An 18,311-nucleotide genomic window follows, 5' to 3' on the forward strand; every position below is an offset into this window, starting at 1 on the left:
AGATGTTCGGTATCGCCTGCCGTTCATGGACGGCGATACCGGAACACCACTAACGCATCCCCTTACAGTTTAACTTCTGATCCTGTACGGGCGGATTCATAGATAGCAGATAAAATTTTGATCATATCCACGCCTTGATCGATGGTGAAGATCGGGTTCACGCGGCCTTGCACGACATCCACGAAATGGTACAGGTTCTCGCCATGTCCGCCCGTGTCTTCGCCTACGTGAGGAACAAGATCCGTTACGGTGCCATTCGATTCACCGAAGATGCCAAGCTTGCCGTTACTGAATCGGAAGCCCGCCTTCGTGCCGCGAAGCTCAACGAAATTCTCTTCCTGCTCGATGTTGGAGGCCCAGCTGAACTCGATTTGGAGCGATGCGCCGTTATCGAAGCGGATAAATCCGATCGCAAGATCCTCCACGTCGAAGATGCCTTCGCCTTCCGATTTCTCGCCGAACTTGCTGTGCTCGGAGCCTGCGATATCGTCTGCGTCCGCAAATTTCGTGTAGGTTGCCCCGGTTACCGAGATCGGCTTTGGATTACCCATGAACCAGATCGCCAAGTCGATGAAGTGAACGCCAAGGTCGATCAACGGACCTCCGCCGGACAGCTCCTTGGTCGTAAACCAGCCGCCTTTGCCCGGAATACCGCGGCGGCGAGTCCAACCGCAGCGGCCTGCATAGGCTTCGCCGAGGTTGCCTCCGTTAATCCACTCCTTGATGAACTTCGATGCCGGACGGAAGCGGTTGTTGCGCATCACCATAAGCACTTTGCCGCTTGTCGCCGCCGCTTGCTGCATCTTGATCGCTTCATCCGGATTTACCGCATCCGGCTTCTCGCAGAAAACATGTTTGCCGGCTTCAAGCGCTGCAACTGCGATCTCGGAGTGGAACAGATTCGGCGTGCAAATATCGATGATGTCGATCTCTTCCATCTTGATGACATCGCGATAATCGCTGAATGCTTGCGGAATGCCGTGCTGCTCAGCCGCGGCTTGCGCTTTCGCCAGGTCGATATCGACGATCGCAACGACTTCAAGCTCTTCATGGTTCTTCAGCGGAGCGGAGTGCGCCCATTGGAAAATGCCGCCCGCCCCGATAACGGCAACCTTTAACTTCTTTGTCATCCTAAACACCCTCTCCAATTCGTCTGAGATTCAATCGAATTACTCGCCTGTAATACCTGTTTTATCTACTACTTCTACGAATCGTCTCTGCGCGAACATGTAGAGGATCAGCAGCGGAAGTACGATTAGCAGCGTGCCGGCCATGCGGATCGATTCATTGATATTCTTCGTCTGACCGCCGCCAACCGCTGCCCCGCCGCCATACAGCTTCGTGAACGAGTCATTGAACGTTTTCAATTGCAGAGGCAGCGTCGTCATGCTCTCACCCAAGTAGAGCGAGGTCAGGTACGTTTCGTTCCAATGCCATACTGTCGAGAAGAGCAATACAACGACGATAGCCGGTGTAGAGATTGGCAAGATAACCGTAAAGAAGGTCCTGATAAAGCCGGCTCCATCCATCTGAGCCGCTTCTTCGAGCGATGCGGGGATCGTCCGGAAAAATTGCGTATAAATCAAGATGAACAGCACGCCTTTAATCCCTTGCGCGAAGATCGTCGGCACGATGAACGGCAGCGATGAGCCAAGCATATGGTACTCATTGAACATCAAGTAAAGCGGGATCATCACGACCTGGGACGGAACGATGAACGTAATCATCATCAGCCCAAGCACGATCGATTTGCCCGGGAAATGGAATTTCGCAATCCCGTATCCAACGACCGCGCAGGAAACGGTTTGACCGATCGCCGGAACGACGGAGTTCAAGACCGAATTCCAGAAGGTATCCATGTAATCAAGAACATGCCAAGCTTGCGTGAAGTTCTCCAGGTACAGCTTCTGCGGCAGCCAGAGCACCGTTGGATCCAGCAAGTCGGATAAACTCTTAAAGCTTTGCGAGACAAGATAGAGAATCGGATACAAATAAACGAACCCGATGCTAATAAGCAGCGCGTAGACTAACAATTTGAATACGATTCCGTCGTTGCCTTGTCTTCCCATCAGAATGCGTTTGCCGCGATTGAACGTACGAAGCAGAAAAGCCTTCTGCAACTGCAACTTTGATGTTCGTTCCATTAAGCTCTCCTCCTCTTCGGTCTCACATTCACGTCATCGTTGTTGCGGAACAGCAGCAGAATCAAGAGCAAGAAGACAAATATGACACCGAAGTAAATCCAAGCGATTGCGGTTGCGTAACCGAAGCCGGTTGTCAGGTTGAACATATTCTCCTTGATTAGCTCTATGACATCGCTGAACGAGTTTGTGAACAAATCAACCGTCGTATAAATCATATTCACCGCGATAAACGGCTTAATGGCAGGCAATGTTACTTTCCAGAAGCTTACCCATGGCGATGCGCCATCGATGGAGGCAGCTTCATAGACTTGCTTATTGACCTTCTGCAAACCTGCCAGGAAGATCAGAATTTGTACGCCGGAGAACCACAGAATCAAGATGAGCTGTTGAATCAGGCTAATGATCGGCGAAGACCATGCCGGACTCAAATTATCTTTAATAATCTCGATAATCCCATATTTCTCGACAAGCGGAATTGCCGTTGCCCCTTGACTGAACAGCTCATTGACAACCTCGCCGCTCGTAATGACGACCGGTAAGAAGAAAATCGCTCTGAACAGTCCTTTCATTCGAATCGGCTGATTAATGAGCAAGGCTACCAGCATCGAGAATACGATAATAATCGGGATCATGCCGATTGCCGATTTAACAAACAGCAGCAGCTTCTCTACAAATTCCGGATCGGACAGAAACGCATATTTGTAGTTATCCCCTTTGGTATATTCAGTTACGATGCCATCTGCGCTGATGGTGACCTTGTGTAAGCTCAAATATACCGAGTAATAAATCGGATAAGCCATAAAAAGGATAAAGCCAATAATCCAAGGCGACACCAGGGCGTACCCGGTGAGCGCCTCTCTCATTTTTTTGGTCACTTTCAACTTACTCACCCCCGATGACAGCGAAGCTCTTCGCCTTGACGCTGACTTCGTTGTATGTGTAGTCGCTTGATGTGTAGTTCACTACAATTTCCACACCGTTGGAATACTTGACTGCCGAGATGCCGTAATCCGGCACGACGCGCGCTTCAATCGTTGCATCCTGAACCTTGCCGAGCGCTTGGTTCACGGCTTTGTACGTTTCCTTAATCGGCTGCTCCAAATCGGTATATTGCGTTGTCAGCAAATCTACCGAAGGCGTGTCTCTCAGCTTCCAATACGGCTCATGCGTAAGCAGGTACGATGGGTATTGACCGTAATCGATCATGCGCAGCGTATCCTCGCGCGGACTCGAAGCCGAGTTGGACGGCCAGCCGAAATAATCGATATAGCCATGCAGGACGATTTGCAGGAACGGAATCGTATCCGTTTCATACATGTACTGCGAAGCGCCGGAACCCATGCCGAACATCGTATCCGTGTATTTCCACAGGTAGTCGTTGGCTTGATAAACCGCCAGCTCACTCAAGTTGTTCTTGAAGTTAGCGGCGAGCTCGCGATACGCGTTGGCTGTCTGCTCACGTGTAAACGGATGCTTCTTGTTATAGTCGGAAACGAGCGTGCTGCCCGTAATATCAAGCGCCAGCCCATCTACGCCAAGATCTTTCATTTCCTCGGCATCGTCTTTGGCAATTTCAACCGATTTGCCCGGACTAATGTCCCTTGCCATTATATCGGAGAAGAAATCGCTGTCGCCCCAGCCGAAGAACGGAAACTCGTTAATTTCATTGTTAATCGCGCGAACGGCATCTGATTTGAAATTGAGCAGATCCGAATTTTCAAAAGCGACCGTGTAGTTATTATAGAGATAGACCGGAATGTCTTTCCCTTCCAAGTACTTCTTCAGATCCTTCAAGCCCGCATTCCCGCCAAGTTTGGACTCCACCGGGAACTCGGCAGGACGTTCGCCGTTCAAGCCGCCGTCGTTCCAGCCCTCCAGCACCGTCTTCAAGTTCGTAATGCCGTTCTTCTCCAGACTGTCGACAATCGTCTTCGCCTGATTAAACGTCGTCATCGGAACGACCTTGGCGCCGAATGCGCTCGCTTCCGTCTCTCCGCCCAGCAGACGAACCTGCATCGGAACATCGGCTTTGCTCTTCGTCGATTTCTCCTTGACGAGCTCGCCTTTCTCCTGCAAGTACGTTCTGTACGTCTTCGCCATGCCTACATAATCCGCTTCCTTGCCGCCAAGGAACTTATAACGGACTTGGCGGTCCGTCTTCAGTGCATCCTTCTGGAACGTATTGTAGCCGCCCATCGATTTGCTCGTCGGCTGGAAGTAGCCGTAGCGGATTTCGAATTTCGGAGCGACCCAATAGAAGTCCGTGCTCAGCCCGCTCGGATAAGCGACAATCTTGGCATTGAACCGGCCGTCCTCAACGATGCCAAGGACGCCGTTCTGCCCGCTGCCGTGCACGATCCCGAATACCGGAACCGATGTACGGCCGGTATTCATGTTGCCATCGGAAGTGTAGTCCGTGCCGTAAATCTTGCCGACGTACGGTTCGTCGAACCGGGAATGCGCTTTGCTGAAACGAATCAACGCGCCTGAACGGTCCGGAATAAACAGATAGCCCGGAATATCCGCCTTGTGCACCGCGCCGAGGAACGGATACGCCTGAATGGAAGCCAGCTTGCTGACGCCTTTCTCCCACATGGAGTCCGATGGGATCGAGACAACGAGCGAATCGTTCTCGATCTTGACTTCGAGTGCGATGCCGGCATTCAGCGTTCCGAACGTCAGCTTCACGCGAACCCCTTGCTCGATCGGCTCAACGCCGTCGACTTTACCGCCGAGCGACAGGAAATTTCCCGTGCTCAGCATCTCTTGATCGTTATAATATTCGAGCAGCACCGGCGATTTAACGGCGGTCTGCCACTCATCGTTCAGCTCGGCATTTTGCAGATCGGCGTCGTTAGGCGTGGACGCCCACACATAACCGCTCTCCTTGTTCTTCACCATAATGGCCAGCGAAGCATTTGCCATATACAGCTCCAGCGAGCCGGATTCGCCGATCTTCTTGTAGTCAGACGGAATCGTGCGATTCGCAATGGCGCCTGCTGCCTTCTCCGGCATCGTATAATTGTTCGAACGATAAGGGAATGAGCCTTCCTGCTTATTAAGAACGATTTTGCTCTGACCCTCAGTTGATTGATGCTCAACTGTAGCCCCATATGCGAACTGATACAACCCTGCCGCTGCAAGCGCAGCAGACGCGACCAGGACAATCGGTTTCTTGTTAATCGACACGCAGATTCACCTCTTGGAATAACGAGTAAACAAATTCCCACACCTGGTTCGACAAGCCGAACAGGATAAACGCAACAAATGCCATAATCAGCATGCCGATGATCGTGAGAACGATGTTTCTAACAGTCTCCTTAATTTCGTAGCCGTGGATCTCCTTCACCATAATGAAGAGCAGAAGCGCACACCACAGAATGACGATATTGTAGGAGTAGTTATAAATGACACCCTCCATCAGGGTTAGGCCACGTGACATAATCGCCAGCGGAATTGCAAAAATAATGTAAGGGGACAGCGCATAAATCGTCCCTTTATAGATGTTCTTGAAGCTGCCTTCCCCATCGTTGATGACGCTGACGAGGTAGTTGGAGATGACCCACGCAAACAGCGGGATGAGCAGCTTGAGCAGCTCGGTCACGATGTTAATTTGCATCGGCTCCATCGTTGCGAACAAGAAGTTCGTCGTATAGAGGCCGAACAAGCGAACACCGAACAGTACGGCCAGCAAGACGGTAGCCGATGCTACCGAAGCTTTGTTGTTATGCTCCAGCTCGTAATAGCCTTCAATCGGATGCCGCAGCATACGGAAAATATGAAGCAGCTGCGCGACGAACCATTGTCTCGTCACCTTCAGCCAAGCGAGAACGACCGGCTTGCCGAATTGATACTTCCGGTAAGCAAACCGAATGGCCATCAAAGCAATAATGGCGCCCAGGATGCTGAACGCTACATCAACCGCGTGTTTCATAATCCATTCGCGCCGGAGTTCCCAGTACGCGTTGGAGTATTCCTTCTTGTTTTTGGAAAACTCGAATTTCTCGAATGCTTCCTGGTATTTGCCTTCTTTGAAGTAGGCAAGGCCGATACCGGTGTGTGCCAGCGAGAACAAGCTGTTCTGACGCAGCACTTCATTCCACGGTTCACGGCTTTGTACGTATTTGCCGTCCAGGTAAAGACCCAGCGCTTCGTGTACCAGCTTCGTGAACGCCGTTGGCTGGAACACCGTAACGTTGCCGCGTTCGCCGCTCAGGACAAGCAGTCTGCCATCGGATGTGACGGCAATGCCCGTCGGTGCCGCCAGCAAGCCGAGACGTTGTTCGCCCGTGTCGTTGTAACTGAAGAGGAACATCAAGTTACCGTCGCGGTTATACTCCAGGATCATGCCTTCACCGGCATCGACCGCATAGATATTGCCCATGACGTCGGTCGTAATATCGGAAACCTGATTAAGCGACCACGTGCCGCCGAGCAAATCCTTGCCCGCTACGTTCAGCTTCTTGATGGCGCCGCCGTTAATCCCTGTCGTACTCGTATAGATAAGTCCTTCCGAATCAACCGAGATATTCGTCGGCGAAATCGGCATTTCCCGTGTCATTTTGCTAAGCTGAGCTTTCGTATAGAACATGCGCTGAAGCGTCTTCAGCAGGTTGAAGCCCGCGCGGTTACCGCCGAAGTAGCCAAGGAATTTGCCTTCCTTGTCCAATCGGACAAGACCTTGGATAAGACCTTCGCCGATAATATAAATGCTGCCGCGTTTATCGACGATGACCTTCTGCGGCTTGAACGGCGTATCTTTGCCGTACAGCTTCGACTTCGGCTTGCCGATCGTCTGCTTCAGCTTCCCGTCTTTTCCGAAGACGACGACGCTTTGTTTGGCATAATCCGCAACGTAAATATCTTTATCTTCCGTTACGAAAACGCCTTTCGGCTGCTTCAATTCCCCTTCGCCGATAATTCGGATGAAGTTCCCCCATGAGTCCAATTCCACAATTCGGGCGTTGCCTGTATCTGCAACGTACACATGGTCTTCGTTATCTACAAAAATATCCTGCGGGCTATTCAGCTCCACTTTTCCGTTGCTTAGCGCTTCATTCTCGCCAAAGATGCTGTACCCGTCGATTGCGCCTACCGGCATGTAGGCGTTCTGCATCATAATGCCATGACCTTTTTCATCGATTGTGAAGGTAGGATAAGGCACGTCCGCATAAGCAGTAGTCGAACCAACCAATAGCGCAGCGGCAACGAGAAGTGTGAGCCATCTGAATCTGAACATTGTTCTCCTCCTCACTTCAAACCGGAATGCGCCATCGTATCCATTACTTTGCTTTGCATGAATATGAAGATGGCCAAGTTCGGAATAAACATCAGAAGCGCTGCCGCCGCTGCCATCCCTTGACCGGCAATATTATTTTCCATCGCGGTAGTCGTCGTCAGCGTACTCATGTAGAAAGCGAACGTCTTCAGCGTTTCTTTGCTCATGAATAACGAAGAGGTTTCCGCATTGTTCCAAGCCAATTGGAACGATAGAATCGCAACGGTCGCAAGCGCCGGCATAATCATCGGAATAACGAGCTTGCGGAATACGTAATAATCGTTCGCTCCGTCAAGCTGCGCTGCCTCGATGAGCGCATTCGGGATTTGATCGACGAATTGCTTGACCAGGAACACGCCTACCGGCAAGGAAAGCATCGGCAAGATATGACCTAGGAAGTTATCCGTCAGCCCGAGCTTCTCGATGACCAAGTAGCGCGGAATCGTTACCGCTGCCGGTACAAACATCAGCGCGATGATGTTAACCTCGAAGACGACCTTCTTCATCTTGAATTCTTTTTTGGACAACGCGAACCCTGTCATCGAACAGATCACGATGGACAGGAAGACGACCGAGCCTGTCACAAGGATGCTGTTGAACAAATATTTCGTCTTCGGCACCGCCGAAACGTCGCCGACGCTGAACAGTGTTGCGAAGTTACTCCACGTCGGATGCTGAACAAACAGCTTCGGCGGATATAGAAACAGTTCGTCTACAGGCTTAAGCGCCTGAGAGAAAATAAATATAATCGGCAAGATCATAAACACGGACAGCGATACGAGGAAGAGAAAGAATTTCCATTGCCCGAAGCTGAACCGATCCGGATTGATTTTATTACTATGAAAAGAAGCCATTTACGCAATCACCTTCTCCCAATTCGTGATACACTGCGGACTTAGTCGGAGTCGCCGAACAAGCGCCAGCACAGTTTAGAAAATCCGTAAACAATAATGAGCAAGACGACGGAAACCGCAGAAGCGTAACCCATGTCATAGCGCAGGAAACCGTAGTCCTCGATATGATTGATCATGAGCTGCCCGGCATTTTGCGGCGTAGGATTGGCGCCTGAGAGCTGCACGCCAATGGCTCCGGCCTGGAATGTGCCGACGACAGCCATAACGGCCCCGAAGAGCATTTGCGGCTTCATGCTCGGAATGGTAATGTACCATACCTCTTGAAGACGGTTGCGAATGCCATCGATATAGCCGGCTTCGTACATCTCGCCGTTAATGTTGAGGATACCTGCGAGCATCGCCAGGAAGCCGACGCCCATACTGTTCCAGAGCGATACGGTCACCATGATCGGCATCAGATAATGCGGCGATTGTGTCCACTGAATCGGCTCGTTGATAATCGCCAGACTCATTAAAAAGTGATTCAAATAACCGGAAGCATTACCGCTGAAAATAACGAGCCACACGACAGCCATCGCTACCGCTGCCGTGAGCGATGGCGAATAGATCGCCAATGCGATAACGGTACGTGACTTCTTCGGAATTTGCGCCAGCAGCCAGGCGAGCCAGAAGGATAATAAATATCCTCCAGGGCCGACCAGAAGCGCAAATTTAAGCGTGTTGGGCAAGACGAACATCATGAAGGCATTATCTTGCGTAATCAGGTTTACATAGTTGGTCAGTCCGATAAACTTAGGCGTTTGGATCGAGTTGAAATCGGTAAACGACAAGTAAATGGCGGAAACGACCGGAACTACGACAAGCAGTGAAAAAATGATAAAAAACGGACTAATAAATACAAAGGCGTTAAATTCGTTTTTTATGGCTTTTGCAGTCGCAGGCTTCACTTTTCATCACCTCGTTTGGCCATGTCTGACATATTCGGCATCATCGGCACATGTAACGGTTTGACAACTTTACCGTTCTTGAGATAACCGAAATCCGTAAGCTGTTTCTTAATTTCGCGATTGCCGTTAATGACGGCGTCTTCCATCGCCCTTCGCGCATTGTAGCCGTCGAAGACGACTTTGTTCCAAGCGTCGCTTATTTCCCGCTCGACCATGTAATCGCCGAAGAAGCGCGGAATATCCCATAGCCATTTCCATTGCTCTTGAATGACTTCAATATCTTCCTTCGGCCAGGAAAGCTGGCTGAACGCTTCTACGTTGGCCGTATTCCACTTGTAAGTCGGACCATAGATCGCTTCCAGATTGTTACCGAAGCGAACTTGAGCCTCTTCGGAGGTCCACCATTTCAGGAACTCCCACGTGTTGTCTTTCTTCTTGCTGCTGTTGAACATAATCGCTGTAGCGCCCGTTCCCGGAGCAGTCCGGTTTACGACGCCGTCCTTGCCTTTAACGCCGGGGTAAGGAGCGATTTTCCACCAACCGGCAAGCTCGGGAGCCGCCGCTGTCAGTTGGATATAAGTAGAGACATCAGCAATACCGATCGGCAAGCTTCCGTCGCGGAACTGGTTATAGAAGCTCGGTACCTGAAGCGGAACGCTGTATACCGTAAACATGTCCGTCATTTGCTTTAATCCCGCCAATGCCTCATCCTGATCGATCGCGGTGCGGAGGCCATCATCGGTGTACAGCTTGCCGCCTGTTTGATAAATAAACGGAACGGTGTTGTTATAAGGCTTGAATCCGCCCGTTTGCGACAGCGGCAGGTAGAAGTTCATCCCGAAACGCTGCAGCTCCGGCAGGATTTGTTTTACCTCGTCCATCGTATCGGGTACGGGAATATTCAGCGCATCGAGAATATCCTTCCGGTAGAACAGCACCCAGAAGCTTTGCGTTTCCGGTAATGCATACAGCTTTTGATCGAAAGTGACCGGAACCAGCGCACCCGGCGAGAACCGTTTCTGCACGTCGTCAAAGCCTTCGAATTGATTCATGTCCGCTAACGCTCCGCGCGCGGCAAGGCGGAAAGGAATGTAGTTGCTGACGCCAAGTGCCGCGTCAGGCGCATTGCCGGCAGCGCTGGCAAGCACAAGCTTTCCTTCGTCCGGCATAATGGAGAGCGTTACTTTAATGCCTGTTTTCTTCGTGAATTCTTGATTGATCAGCTGCTGCATCTGGGTCACGTTCTGACGCGAACGGTTTACCCATACTTGCACGGCGTCCTTATCGTCGGCGTTTACTTTGGAGTAGTCGCGCGTGAACGATTTGAAGAACGCGCCGATGCTGTTCCATAACGATTTGAAGAAACTCGCCTTCTCGCTTGGCAGCTTGCTGTCCGAATAAATATAGAACCGATCCAGCTGGAGCGGCTGTCTTGGCAGCTTCGTGTTAATGACACCGAGCGTCTGCAGCACAGAGCCTGAACCTTCGGACAGTCGGTTAAATTGATACGGAATTTTCTCCGGTTCCTTCGACATGCGCTCCAGCGTTTCCGCCGCAACGAGCAAATTACTCGCTTGGTCCGGATTAGCGCCCGCAAGCTTTTTCAGCGCGCCGTATTGCTTGCGCAGAATCGAGGCGAAGCCTTCCAGCTTCTGCGGCAAATCAGGCATCTGCTTCGTAATGTCCCAGTCCCGATTCACGTCCATCGTATTGCCGGTCGCCATCTTAATCTCTAGCGCCAAGGTGTTAATATCCCACATGACATTCTTAATCGTTTGAATGACTTGTCCATAAGGAGCAGCGTCGGCGCGGAGCGAAATTTCATGTTCTCCCGCTGTAAGCGCGAATTGATACGCTTTGCCGTCTTTGCCTGACAAGACCTCGTTACGCCACTCATCCGTGTACGGGAAGGCGTACTCATTCACTTCTTTGAATGGCACTTTGCCATCTATCATTAAAGTGCGATATACGGGCATGCTCGTTTTGCCAGTCTGCAAATACTTGAATGCCAGTTGGTAAGAGCCCGCCTTATCGACTTTCACTTTCCAAGTAGCCCGCTGTCCGCCCACTTGCCACGCCTGCTCGTTCTCTTCGGCGTTTCCGCTGGTTGCAATCGTTTCTCCACCGAGTGTATTTAACGTGACTTTGCCGTCTCTATGAGGAACAACAGTTGCATCTCCGCTTGCAATCGCGCGAATCGACGGCTCCGATTTCGAAATCGGATGCTCGGCTTCCACGACAATGATGGATGAGTCTGCTTTAGACAAGCTGTTTGCTTTCGCATATTGCTCGTACTGCGGCAGTACCTCCGGAGAAGAAATGACGATTCGGCCAATTAGTGCCGCTTCGCGCAAATTCATAAGTTTGATGTTGTTCGTGCCTTGTTTCAGATAGAACCGCAGCGGTTCCGCCGTGAAATAACTCGCATCCATCAATGGAGCCGTTTGCCATTGCTTAATTTGCTTCTGGCTTGCCGGCGTCTCATTCCCGAGCGCATCTCGGTCGAATGTCGCGTTTTCATCTGTCCACAGCTTCGGAAGCACAACTCTTCTGGATTCGAAAAACGGATATGTTCCGTTTACTTCAATAGCCCGCTCAATCGGAATAATTTTATCCGATGTCGAGTAATAGTCGATTTTAATTTGATAGAGCCCATCTTGAGGCGCAGTTACATTCAAATCGATCGCATTCAAGTCATCTGTCCATGAAAACACCGGCTCATCGTAGCCGTTCGAATCCGAAGTCAATGAAGCCTTGCCGTTCGGCGTTACAAATTGATTAGGATGAATAATGATATCCGTTGCCGCGTCTTTGATCCCTTTGGCCTGCCATGCTTTGAGCACGTCGCTGTAGGCATCCTCTACGACCTTCTTGACAGGGGAGTCTTCTTCCTCGTCGCCTGCCGTATCCTTTACTTCGTCCTGCTTGCCGGCACCCGAAGAAATTTCGCTGCCGCCACCGCCAAATAAACCATCCAAAATATCGTCATTATCTTGTTTATCTTTGTCTGGCGCAGCAGCCTCATCAGCCTGCGCGATGGAACGACCATCGAAGGATACAGGTACTGTTGTCGCCAGGAGCGAAACAAATATAATTGCAGCTAATAATGGTTTGAACTTCATGCTTTCACCCCAGTAGAACAATTTTTCCTCCCCTAAGAGGGGAGGAAAAATTGTGATTACTTGCTTTTATTTTGTTGCTTCGGTAATTTTAGCCATTGCGTTGTTGTAGTACTCCATCGATTTCTCTTGAAGCTCAGCAGCCACGTCTTCCGGTCTTGCTTCGCCTTTTTGGAACTTCTCGTTGTACTTGTCTTTCACTTTGGCTGTGAAGTCTGCAAAGCCCGGTTGGTATTTGAATGTTTCAAGCACGCCGGTTGGGATCGATTTTACGATATCTTTAACGCCCGGCGTTACGAAGTCTTGCGCCAACCATGCTTCCCATACAGTTGGATCGTTAACAAGCGGCATGGAAGCCAGCGGAGACTCGTCTTTAATACGTGCCAACCAGCCGTCTTTGGAATAAGTCATCCATTTCAGGAACTCGACTGCTTCTTTCTTATGTTTCGAGCTCTTCGTTACACCTGCATAATCCGTAACGAGTCCGGCTTTTTGTTGTTGACCGTCATAGCCCGGAACCGGAAGGATATCCCAGTTGAATTTCAAGTTTTGTTTGTACCAAGTCAAGCTCCAAGTTGCATCGAACACCATACCGACTTTACCGATGTTGAAGCCGCTGATGTCTTTGCCGTACCATTTGTCTTTTTGTTCTTTCTTGTAGCTTTGAAGCGACGATTTGTCTTTCATACCGAAGTTCGTTGCCCAGTTAACGGCTTGCGCCCATGCCGGGTTTGTGTAGTTATACTGCGTGCCGTCCCATGTCGAAGCGCCCAGCGTATTATCGATGTTAGGGATCAATACGTCAGCCATGCCCGCTGCGCCATCTATACCGAATTGCTGTTCGTTAAAATTCGTAAGCTTTTTGGAAATATCCTCGAGATCAGAAACGGTCCAGTTAGCGCTAGGAATTGGAATATTCGCTTTTGCAAACAAATCTTTGTTGATGTAGACGCCCCATGAGAAGAGTCCGTGCGGCAATGCAAACTGCTTGCCGTTATATTTACCCGTGTCGGCCAAGTTGCCGTAAATTTTATCAGGAGCAAAATCAGGATCCTGTTCCAGATAAGGAGTCAAATCTTCAAGCCAGCCGCTGCCTACAGCGAGAGGCACGTTAAACAACCAAGTTACGTCGGGAAGTTTGTTAGCCGCTGCTGCAGCTGCCAATTTCTCATCCCAAGGCCAATCCATCGATTTATCGATTACTACTTTAATGTTCGGGTGAGCGGCTTCGAATGCTTTGATACGTTTCATCTCAGCACCGTTGTCTGCTTTATCGCCCCAAGTTCCGTATGTGATCGTTACAACTTCATCCGTTGCCGCAGGCTCTTCCGCAGCCGGCTCTTCTGCTGGCTCCGTAGTCGTGTTTGTCGCCGTATTATTGGTCTCTGTTGTGTTGCCCGTATTCGTGTTCGTTGCTGTGTTGTTCGCATTGTTGCTGCTGCTGCCGCAGCCGGCAAGTACAAACGATACAGCCAGTACCATTAGAAGCAACATGCTAATTGACTTTTTCATTCCAATTCTCCCCCAGCTCGTGAATGTAGATTTGGTGATTCTTAGTCGACTTCCCCATAAACACAATCAAGCTTGACTTGCTCCTTTACTGCCCGGTTAACCCTGGTTTCGCCTCCCTTCATGGAATATATAGCTTTCTTCGTTCTCATTGTGAGTGCCTTTGAATCCACAGGATTGACGAATGACCAGCTGTGTAGGAAGCAAGATGGAGTTCTCTTCCTTCTGCACATTGAACACGAGCTGTGTGGCAATCGCTCCCATTTCATATTTAGAATGGCCGATTGTCGTTAACGAAGGTCGAACGAACGGTCCAAAACTAATGTTGTCAAAACCTACGACGGCAACATCCTCCGGCACTCGAATGCCTCCTTCGCGAAGCGCTCGCATAGCGCCTATCGCCATTTCATCATTCGCTGCGAAGATGGCGTCCGGCAGTCGTTTGCATGCCATCATGACCTTCACCGTCTGATAGCCGCCGGCTTCCAAGTAACGCCCTTGCAGGCTGATCTTCGGCGGGACATGCAAGCTATGTTCCGTTAGTGCGCGCTTGTAGCCGTCATAGCGTTTGGAATTGTCGTACGCTGCGAGCGGCCCGCTAAGGAATTCAATTCTTCGGCGCCCCAATTTAATGAGATGCGTAACCGCATCATAAGCGCCTTGTTCGTTCGTGATTAGCACGCTGTGTACGTAATCGCTCTTAAGCTCTCGGTCGAGTACGACGATCGGGAATGACTCAGCCGCTACCTGAAGAATTAAACTGTCCGGAATCGCTGTACCCATAATAATGGCGCCATCCACGAACTTTTCTCTCAGAAACCGATTGGCCGAGCTGTTCTCACCGCCATATGTACTGCAAACAATGAGATTGTAATCATGCGAGGCAACAACTTCCTGTACCCCTTCGATGACTTGACTATAGAAAGGTCCGCCCAAATCATTCAGGAACAGTCCGATCGTTTCACTCTTGCGCTTCTTCAAATTTCGTGCCGCGCCGCTTGGCCGATAGCTTAACTCTTCTGCGGCTCGAATGACTTTCTTTCGCGTTTCCTCACTTATCTTCGGTGAGTTATTCAGTGCGTAAGAAACAGTTGATACGGCAACTCCGGCCATTTTTGCAACATCTTTGATCGTAGCAGCCATCATCAATTCCACCTCTGGTTCAGCCTGTTGAAACGTTTCGAAAGAATAAAGTAAAATTCCCCCATATGAAACGCTTACATTACTCATCAGCGCTCAAACTTAAATTCACAGTCATAGAGGGGATATTTATTTAAAGAACTACCCTTTTCACTCGTAGAAACGTTTCACAAACACATAATAGCACAGATTTTTGGAAGTGAAAAGGCTTTCAACAGATAAAATTGATCTTTTTTTTGTTAGGAATTTGTTAGTTCTTGGGTTGGATTCCCAAATTAATATCTAACAGAGTCGAAACGATTCGATAGAAAATGGAAAAACCCCCGAAATATCGGGGGTTTTCCGAAAGATGAATTAAATGACTTCGAATTGCCCTTCCAAACCTTCCGCACTGCTTGGGCCGATCCAGAGCTTAAACTTCCCTGGCTCTACCACGAATTGATGCTCTTGATTAATAAAACCGAGCTCTTCTTTCGCCAGCTGGAACGAAACGGTCGTGCTTTCGCCGGCTTGCAGCGTAATTCTGCGGAAGCCCTTTAGCTCTTTCACAGGTCTAGTCACGCTTGCTGCCTCATCGCATATATACAGCTGTACGATTTCGACACCTTCGCGAGTTCCCGTATTTTGCACCTTAGCAGATACGTTCAGCGTTTGGCCAAGCGGAAGCTCGGCTTGCTCGATCTGCAGCTCTTCATAGCTGAAGCTTGTGTACGTCAGACCATGACCGAACGGGTACAACGGTGTGATATCGGCATCGACATAACGTCTCATATGCGGTCTGCCGGTTTTCTTCGCGTTATAGTAGATTGGCACTTGGCCGGCATGTCTCGGGAACGTGACAGGCAGCTTGCCGCTTGGGCTTGCTGCGCCAAACAGAATGTCGGCGATCGCCGGGCCTGCTTGCACGCCGAGCTGCCAAGCTTCAACGATAGCCGGAATATTCGCATCCGCCCACTCCAGCGTAAGCGGACGTCCGTTAGCAAGAACTACGACAACCGGAACGCCGGTCGCATGAATGGCTTCAAGCAGCTTCTGCTGGCATGCCGGGATATCTAGCGATACGCGGCTGTTGTTCTCGCCGCTCATATCCGCATTCTCGCCTACTACAAGTATGGCGATATCACTGCTGACCGCAGCCGATACCGCTTGCTCGAGCTCTTCAGCGGTGCCGTCCAGCACGCCTGAGCCCCGTGCATACACAACTTCGGTTTGATGCTGATGAGCAAGTGCCCGTATGCCTGCCAATACGGTGATGACATCTTCAGGTCTTCCTTGTCCGCGCCAGCAGCCCAGCTGTGCCTCGCGATCATCGGCAAACGGACCGATAACCGCCAGCTTGCGGACAGACGGCTTGAGCGGAAGCGTGTCGTTCTCGTTCTTAAGCAGCACGATCGATTGACGCGCCATTTCACGCGCGGTTTCCATGTGCTCGGCATGCAGCATAAAGGTGCCTGCCAATTTATTGTCTACATAAGGATGCGTGAACAGGCCAAGCTGATGCTTCACACGCAGAATACGGCGAACGGCATCATCAATCTCGCTCTCGTTAACCTCGCCTTTCTCAATCAACGCAGCCAGATGCTCATGATAGATAAGGGAGTGCATGTCCATGTGCATGCCTGCTTTGATCGCTTGCAGGCCGGCTTGCTCACGGGTTGCGGCATAGCCATGCTGGACAAGCTCATCTACGGATTCCCAGTCGCTGACGACGAAACCTTTAAAGCCCCACTCATCCTGCAGCACGTCCTTGAGCAACCAGCGGTTGCCGGAAGCCGGCACCCCGTTTATTTCATTGAATGCCGCCATAATCGTGCCTGCGCCGGCATCGAGCGCCGCTTGAAACGGCGGGAAATACGTTTCGCGCATCCGCGTCTCCGACACGTCGACCGTGTTGTAGTCGCGGCCGCCTTCCGCAAGTCCGTATGCGGCGAAATGCTTCGGACAAGCCATTACATGCGGCCGATCCGTCCAATCATTTCGCTGAATCCCTCTAACGCGAGCTCTGGCAACGGAAGAAGCCAGGTAGGTATCTTCCCCTGCTCCTTCCGCGATTCTTCCCCATCTTGCGTCGCGGGCGATATCCACCATCGGCGCAAGAATCCAGTTGATGCCGTCCGATGAAGCTTCACGTGCCGCAATCGCTGCCGTTTCTTCCAGCAGCTCCGGATTCCAGCTGGAAACCTCTGCAAGCGGAATCGGGAAAGTCGACCGATAGCCGTGAATGACGTCATCCGCGAACAGCAGCGGAATACCCAGTCTGGACTCTTCAATCGCAATACGCTGCAGCTCATTGACCGTGTCCGCTCCGCGAACGCCAAGAATGGAGCCCACCATGCCTTCTTCAATCAGCTCGCCATCGGACTCTTCGTCAAATGTACCCAGCTGCGTCAGTTGGCCGATTTTCTCCTGCAGCGTCATCTGCTCAAGCAGCGACTCGATAGCGGCTTCCTTCTCCGCATCCAGCCGGAATGGGGTTTTCTTTACGTTGCTATCCATAGTAAGCCGCCTTTCTATTCGATATCCGCGATGCAAGACTTCAGATAGGCAATCGACTTGGCAGTCGCTTCCGCGAGAGTACTCTTCGCGCCCGTGCCTTCCTCATGCACCAGCTCGAATGTCAGCCAGCCTTTATAATCGATGTCGGATACCGCTTGCAGCACCCGTTTCATATCGATGTCACCAACAGTCAAATCCTCGCTGTAGATGCGTCCGTTCTGATTGCGGAAGTGGAAGGCGTAAATCCGATCCGAATACGTCCGAATCATTTCCACAGGGTTCAAACCTGCAACGTGCGCCCAGCCCGTATCAACGCACAGACCTACTTCTTGGCTTGCGTACTCGATAACGGCACGCAGATCGCCTTCCGCATTGTGTTTGTCCGAAGCATGGTTGTGCAAGCTGACTTTAAGACCAAGACCGCTGACAGCTGCCGCGATGCGGGACAAATTGTCGCCGATTTGCTTGAATTCTTCTTCCGTCTTCGCCTGCGGAGCATCCCAGCCGCCCTTCGGATCGGCATTAATGACGAGATCCGTTCCGCCTGCTTCCACTACACGCTTAGCGACAGGTATAACCGTTTCTTCAATGTTCAACGTTTCGAACGGTTCATGCAGCTGCAAACCAACGTATGCACCGGAAATCGCTAAACCGAATTGTTTTGCCAATGCTGCCAGCTCCGGAGTTGGATCCAGCTCAAGCGCATTCATGCCTGCTTCCGCGCAGTTGCGGAAAATTTCTTCCATGGACGGATCTTTGCCATCCTTCCAATATTCACACTGGTAGCCATAGAGCCCCGTGGAGAAGCCTTTATTCGTAATCAT

General features: G+C 50.8%; 12 protein-coding genes. All 12 read right to left on the minus strand.

Annotation, left to right across the window (positions count from 1 at the left end):
• Positions 1 to 62 precede the first annotated feature (62 nt).
• Positions 63 to 1,130, minus strand: coding sequence for a Gfo/Idh/MocA family protein (locus I8J30_RS03325; protein WP_210655337.1), 1,068 nt, complete (start codon positions 1,128 to 1,130; stop codon positions 63 to 65).
• Between the two features lie 39 nt (positions 1,131 to 1,169).
• Positions 1,170 to 2,144 carry a carbohydrate ABC transporter permease gene (locus tag I8J30_RS03330; protein WP_210655339.1) on the minus strand — a complete coding sequence of 325 codons (975 nt, stop codon included), beginning with the start codon at positions 2,142 to 2,144 and terminating at the stop codon, positions 1,170 to 1,172.
• Positions 2,144 to 3,019 carry a carbohydrate ABC transporter permease gene (locus I8J30_RS03335; protein WP_338044811.1) on the minus strand — a complete coding sequence of 292 codons (876 nt, stop codon included), beginning with the start codon at positions 3,017 to 3,019 and terminating at the stop codon, positions 2,144 to 2,146. Before I8J30_RS03335 ends, I8J30_RS03330 begins: the two co-directional genes overlap by 1 nt.
• A 7-nt stretch (positions 3,020 to 3,026) precedes the next feature.
• Positions 3,027 to 5,333: a DUF5696 domain-containing protein gene (locus I8J30_RS03340; RefSeq protein WP_210655343.1), complete on the minus strand. Its 2,307-nt coding sequence runs from the start codon at positions 5,331 to 5,333 to the stop codon at positions 3,027 to 3,029.
• Complete coding sequence (locus I8J30_RS03345) at positions 5,323 to 7,383, minus strand: YIP1 family protein (RefSeq protein WP_210655345.1); 2,061 nt, start codon at positions 7,381 to 7,383, stop codon at positions 5,323 to 5,325. The genes I8J30_RS03340 and I8J30_RS03345 overlap by 11 nt, the downstream gene beginning before the upstream one ends.
• Before the next feature lie 11 nt (positions 7,384 to 7,394).
• Positions 7,395 to 8,276 carry a carbohydrate ABC transporter permease gene (locus I8J30_RS03350; protein ID WP_091213980.1) on the minus strand — a complete coding sequence of 294 codons (882 nt, stop codon included), beginning with the start codon at positions 8,274 to 8,276 and terminating at the stop codon, positions 7,395 to 7,397.
• Between the two features lie 41 nt (positions 8,277 to 8,317).
• Positions 8,318 to 9,223: a carbohydrate ABC transporter permease gene (locus I8J30_RS03355; protein WP_210655347.1), complete on the minus strand. Its 906-nt coding sequence runs from the start codon at positions 9,221 to 9,223 to the stop codon at positions 8,318 to 8,320.
• Entirely contained in the window at positions 9,220 to 12,345 is a 3,126-nt protein-coding gene (locus I8J30_RS03360) for an extracellular solute-binding protein (RefSeq protein WP_210655349.1), read from the minus strand. Before I8J30_RS03360 ends, I8J30_RS03355 begins: the two co-directional genes overlap by 4 nt.
• A gap of 66 nt (positions 12,346 to 12,411) precedes the next feature.
• The gene (locus tag I8J30_RS03365; protein WP_210655351.1) at positions 12,412 to 13,854 is read right to left on the minus strand and encodes an extracellular solute-binding protein; all 1,443 of its coding nucleotides are present in this window, start codon (positions 13,852 to 13,854) and stop codon (positions 12,412 to 12,414) included.
• A 96-nt stretch (positions 13,855 to 13,950) separates the two neighbouring features.
• A complete protein-coding gene (locus I8J30_RS03370; protein ID WP_240547758.1) occupies positions 13,951 to 14,997 on the minus strand; it encodes a LacI family DNA-binding transcriptional regulator in 1,047 nt (348 codons plus the stop codon).
• A gap of 348 nt (positions 14,998 to 15,345) precedes the next feature.
• Positions 15,346 to 17,487, minus strand: coding sequence for a beta-glucosidase BglX (bglX, locus tag I8J30_RS03375; RefSeq protein WP_240547759.1), 2,142 nt, complete (start codon positions 17,485 to 17,487; stop codon positions 15,346 to 15,348).
• Positions 17,488 to 17,501: 14 nt separating this feature from the next.
• Entirely contained in the window at positions 17,502 to 18,311 is an 810-nt protein-coding gene (locus I8J30_RS03380) for a sugar phosphate isomerase/epimerase family protein (RefSeq protein WP_210655353.1), read from the minus strand.

This window comes from Paenibacillus lignilyticus, assembly GCF_017942085.1.
GTDB classification, from domain to species: domain Bacteria; phylum Bacillota; class Bacilli; order Paenibacillales; family Paenibacillaceae; genus Paenibacillus_Z; species Paenibacillus_Z lignilyticus.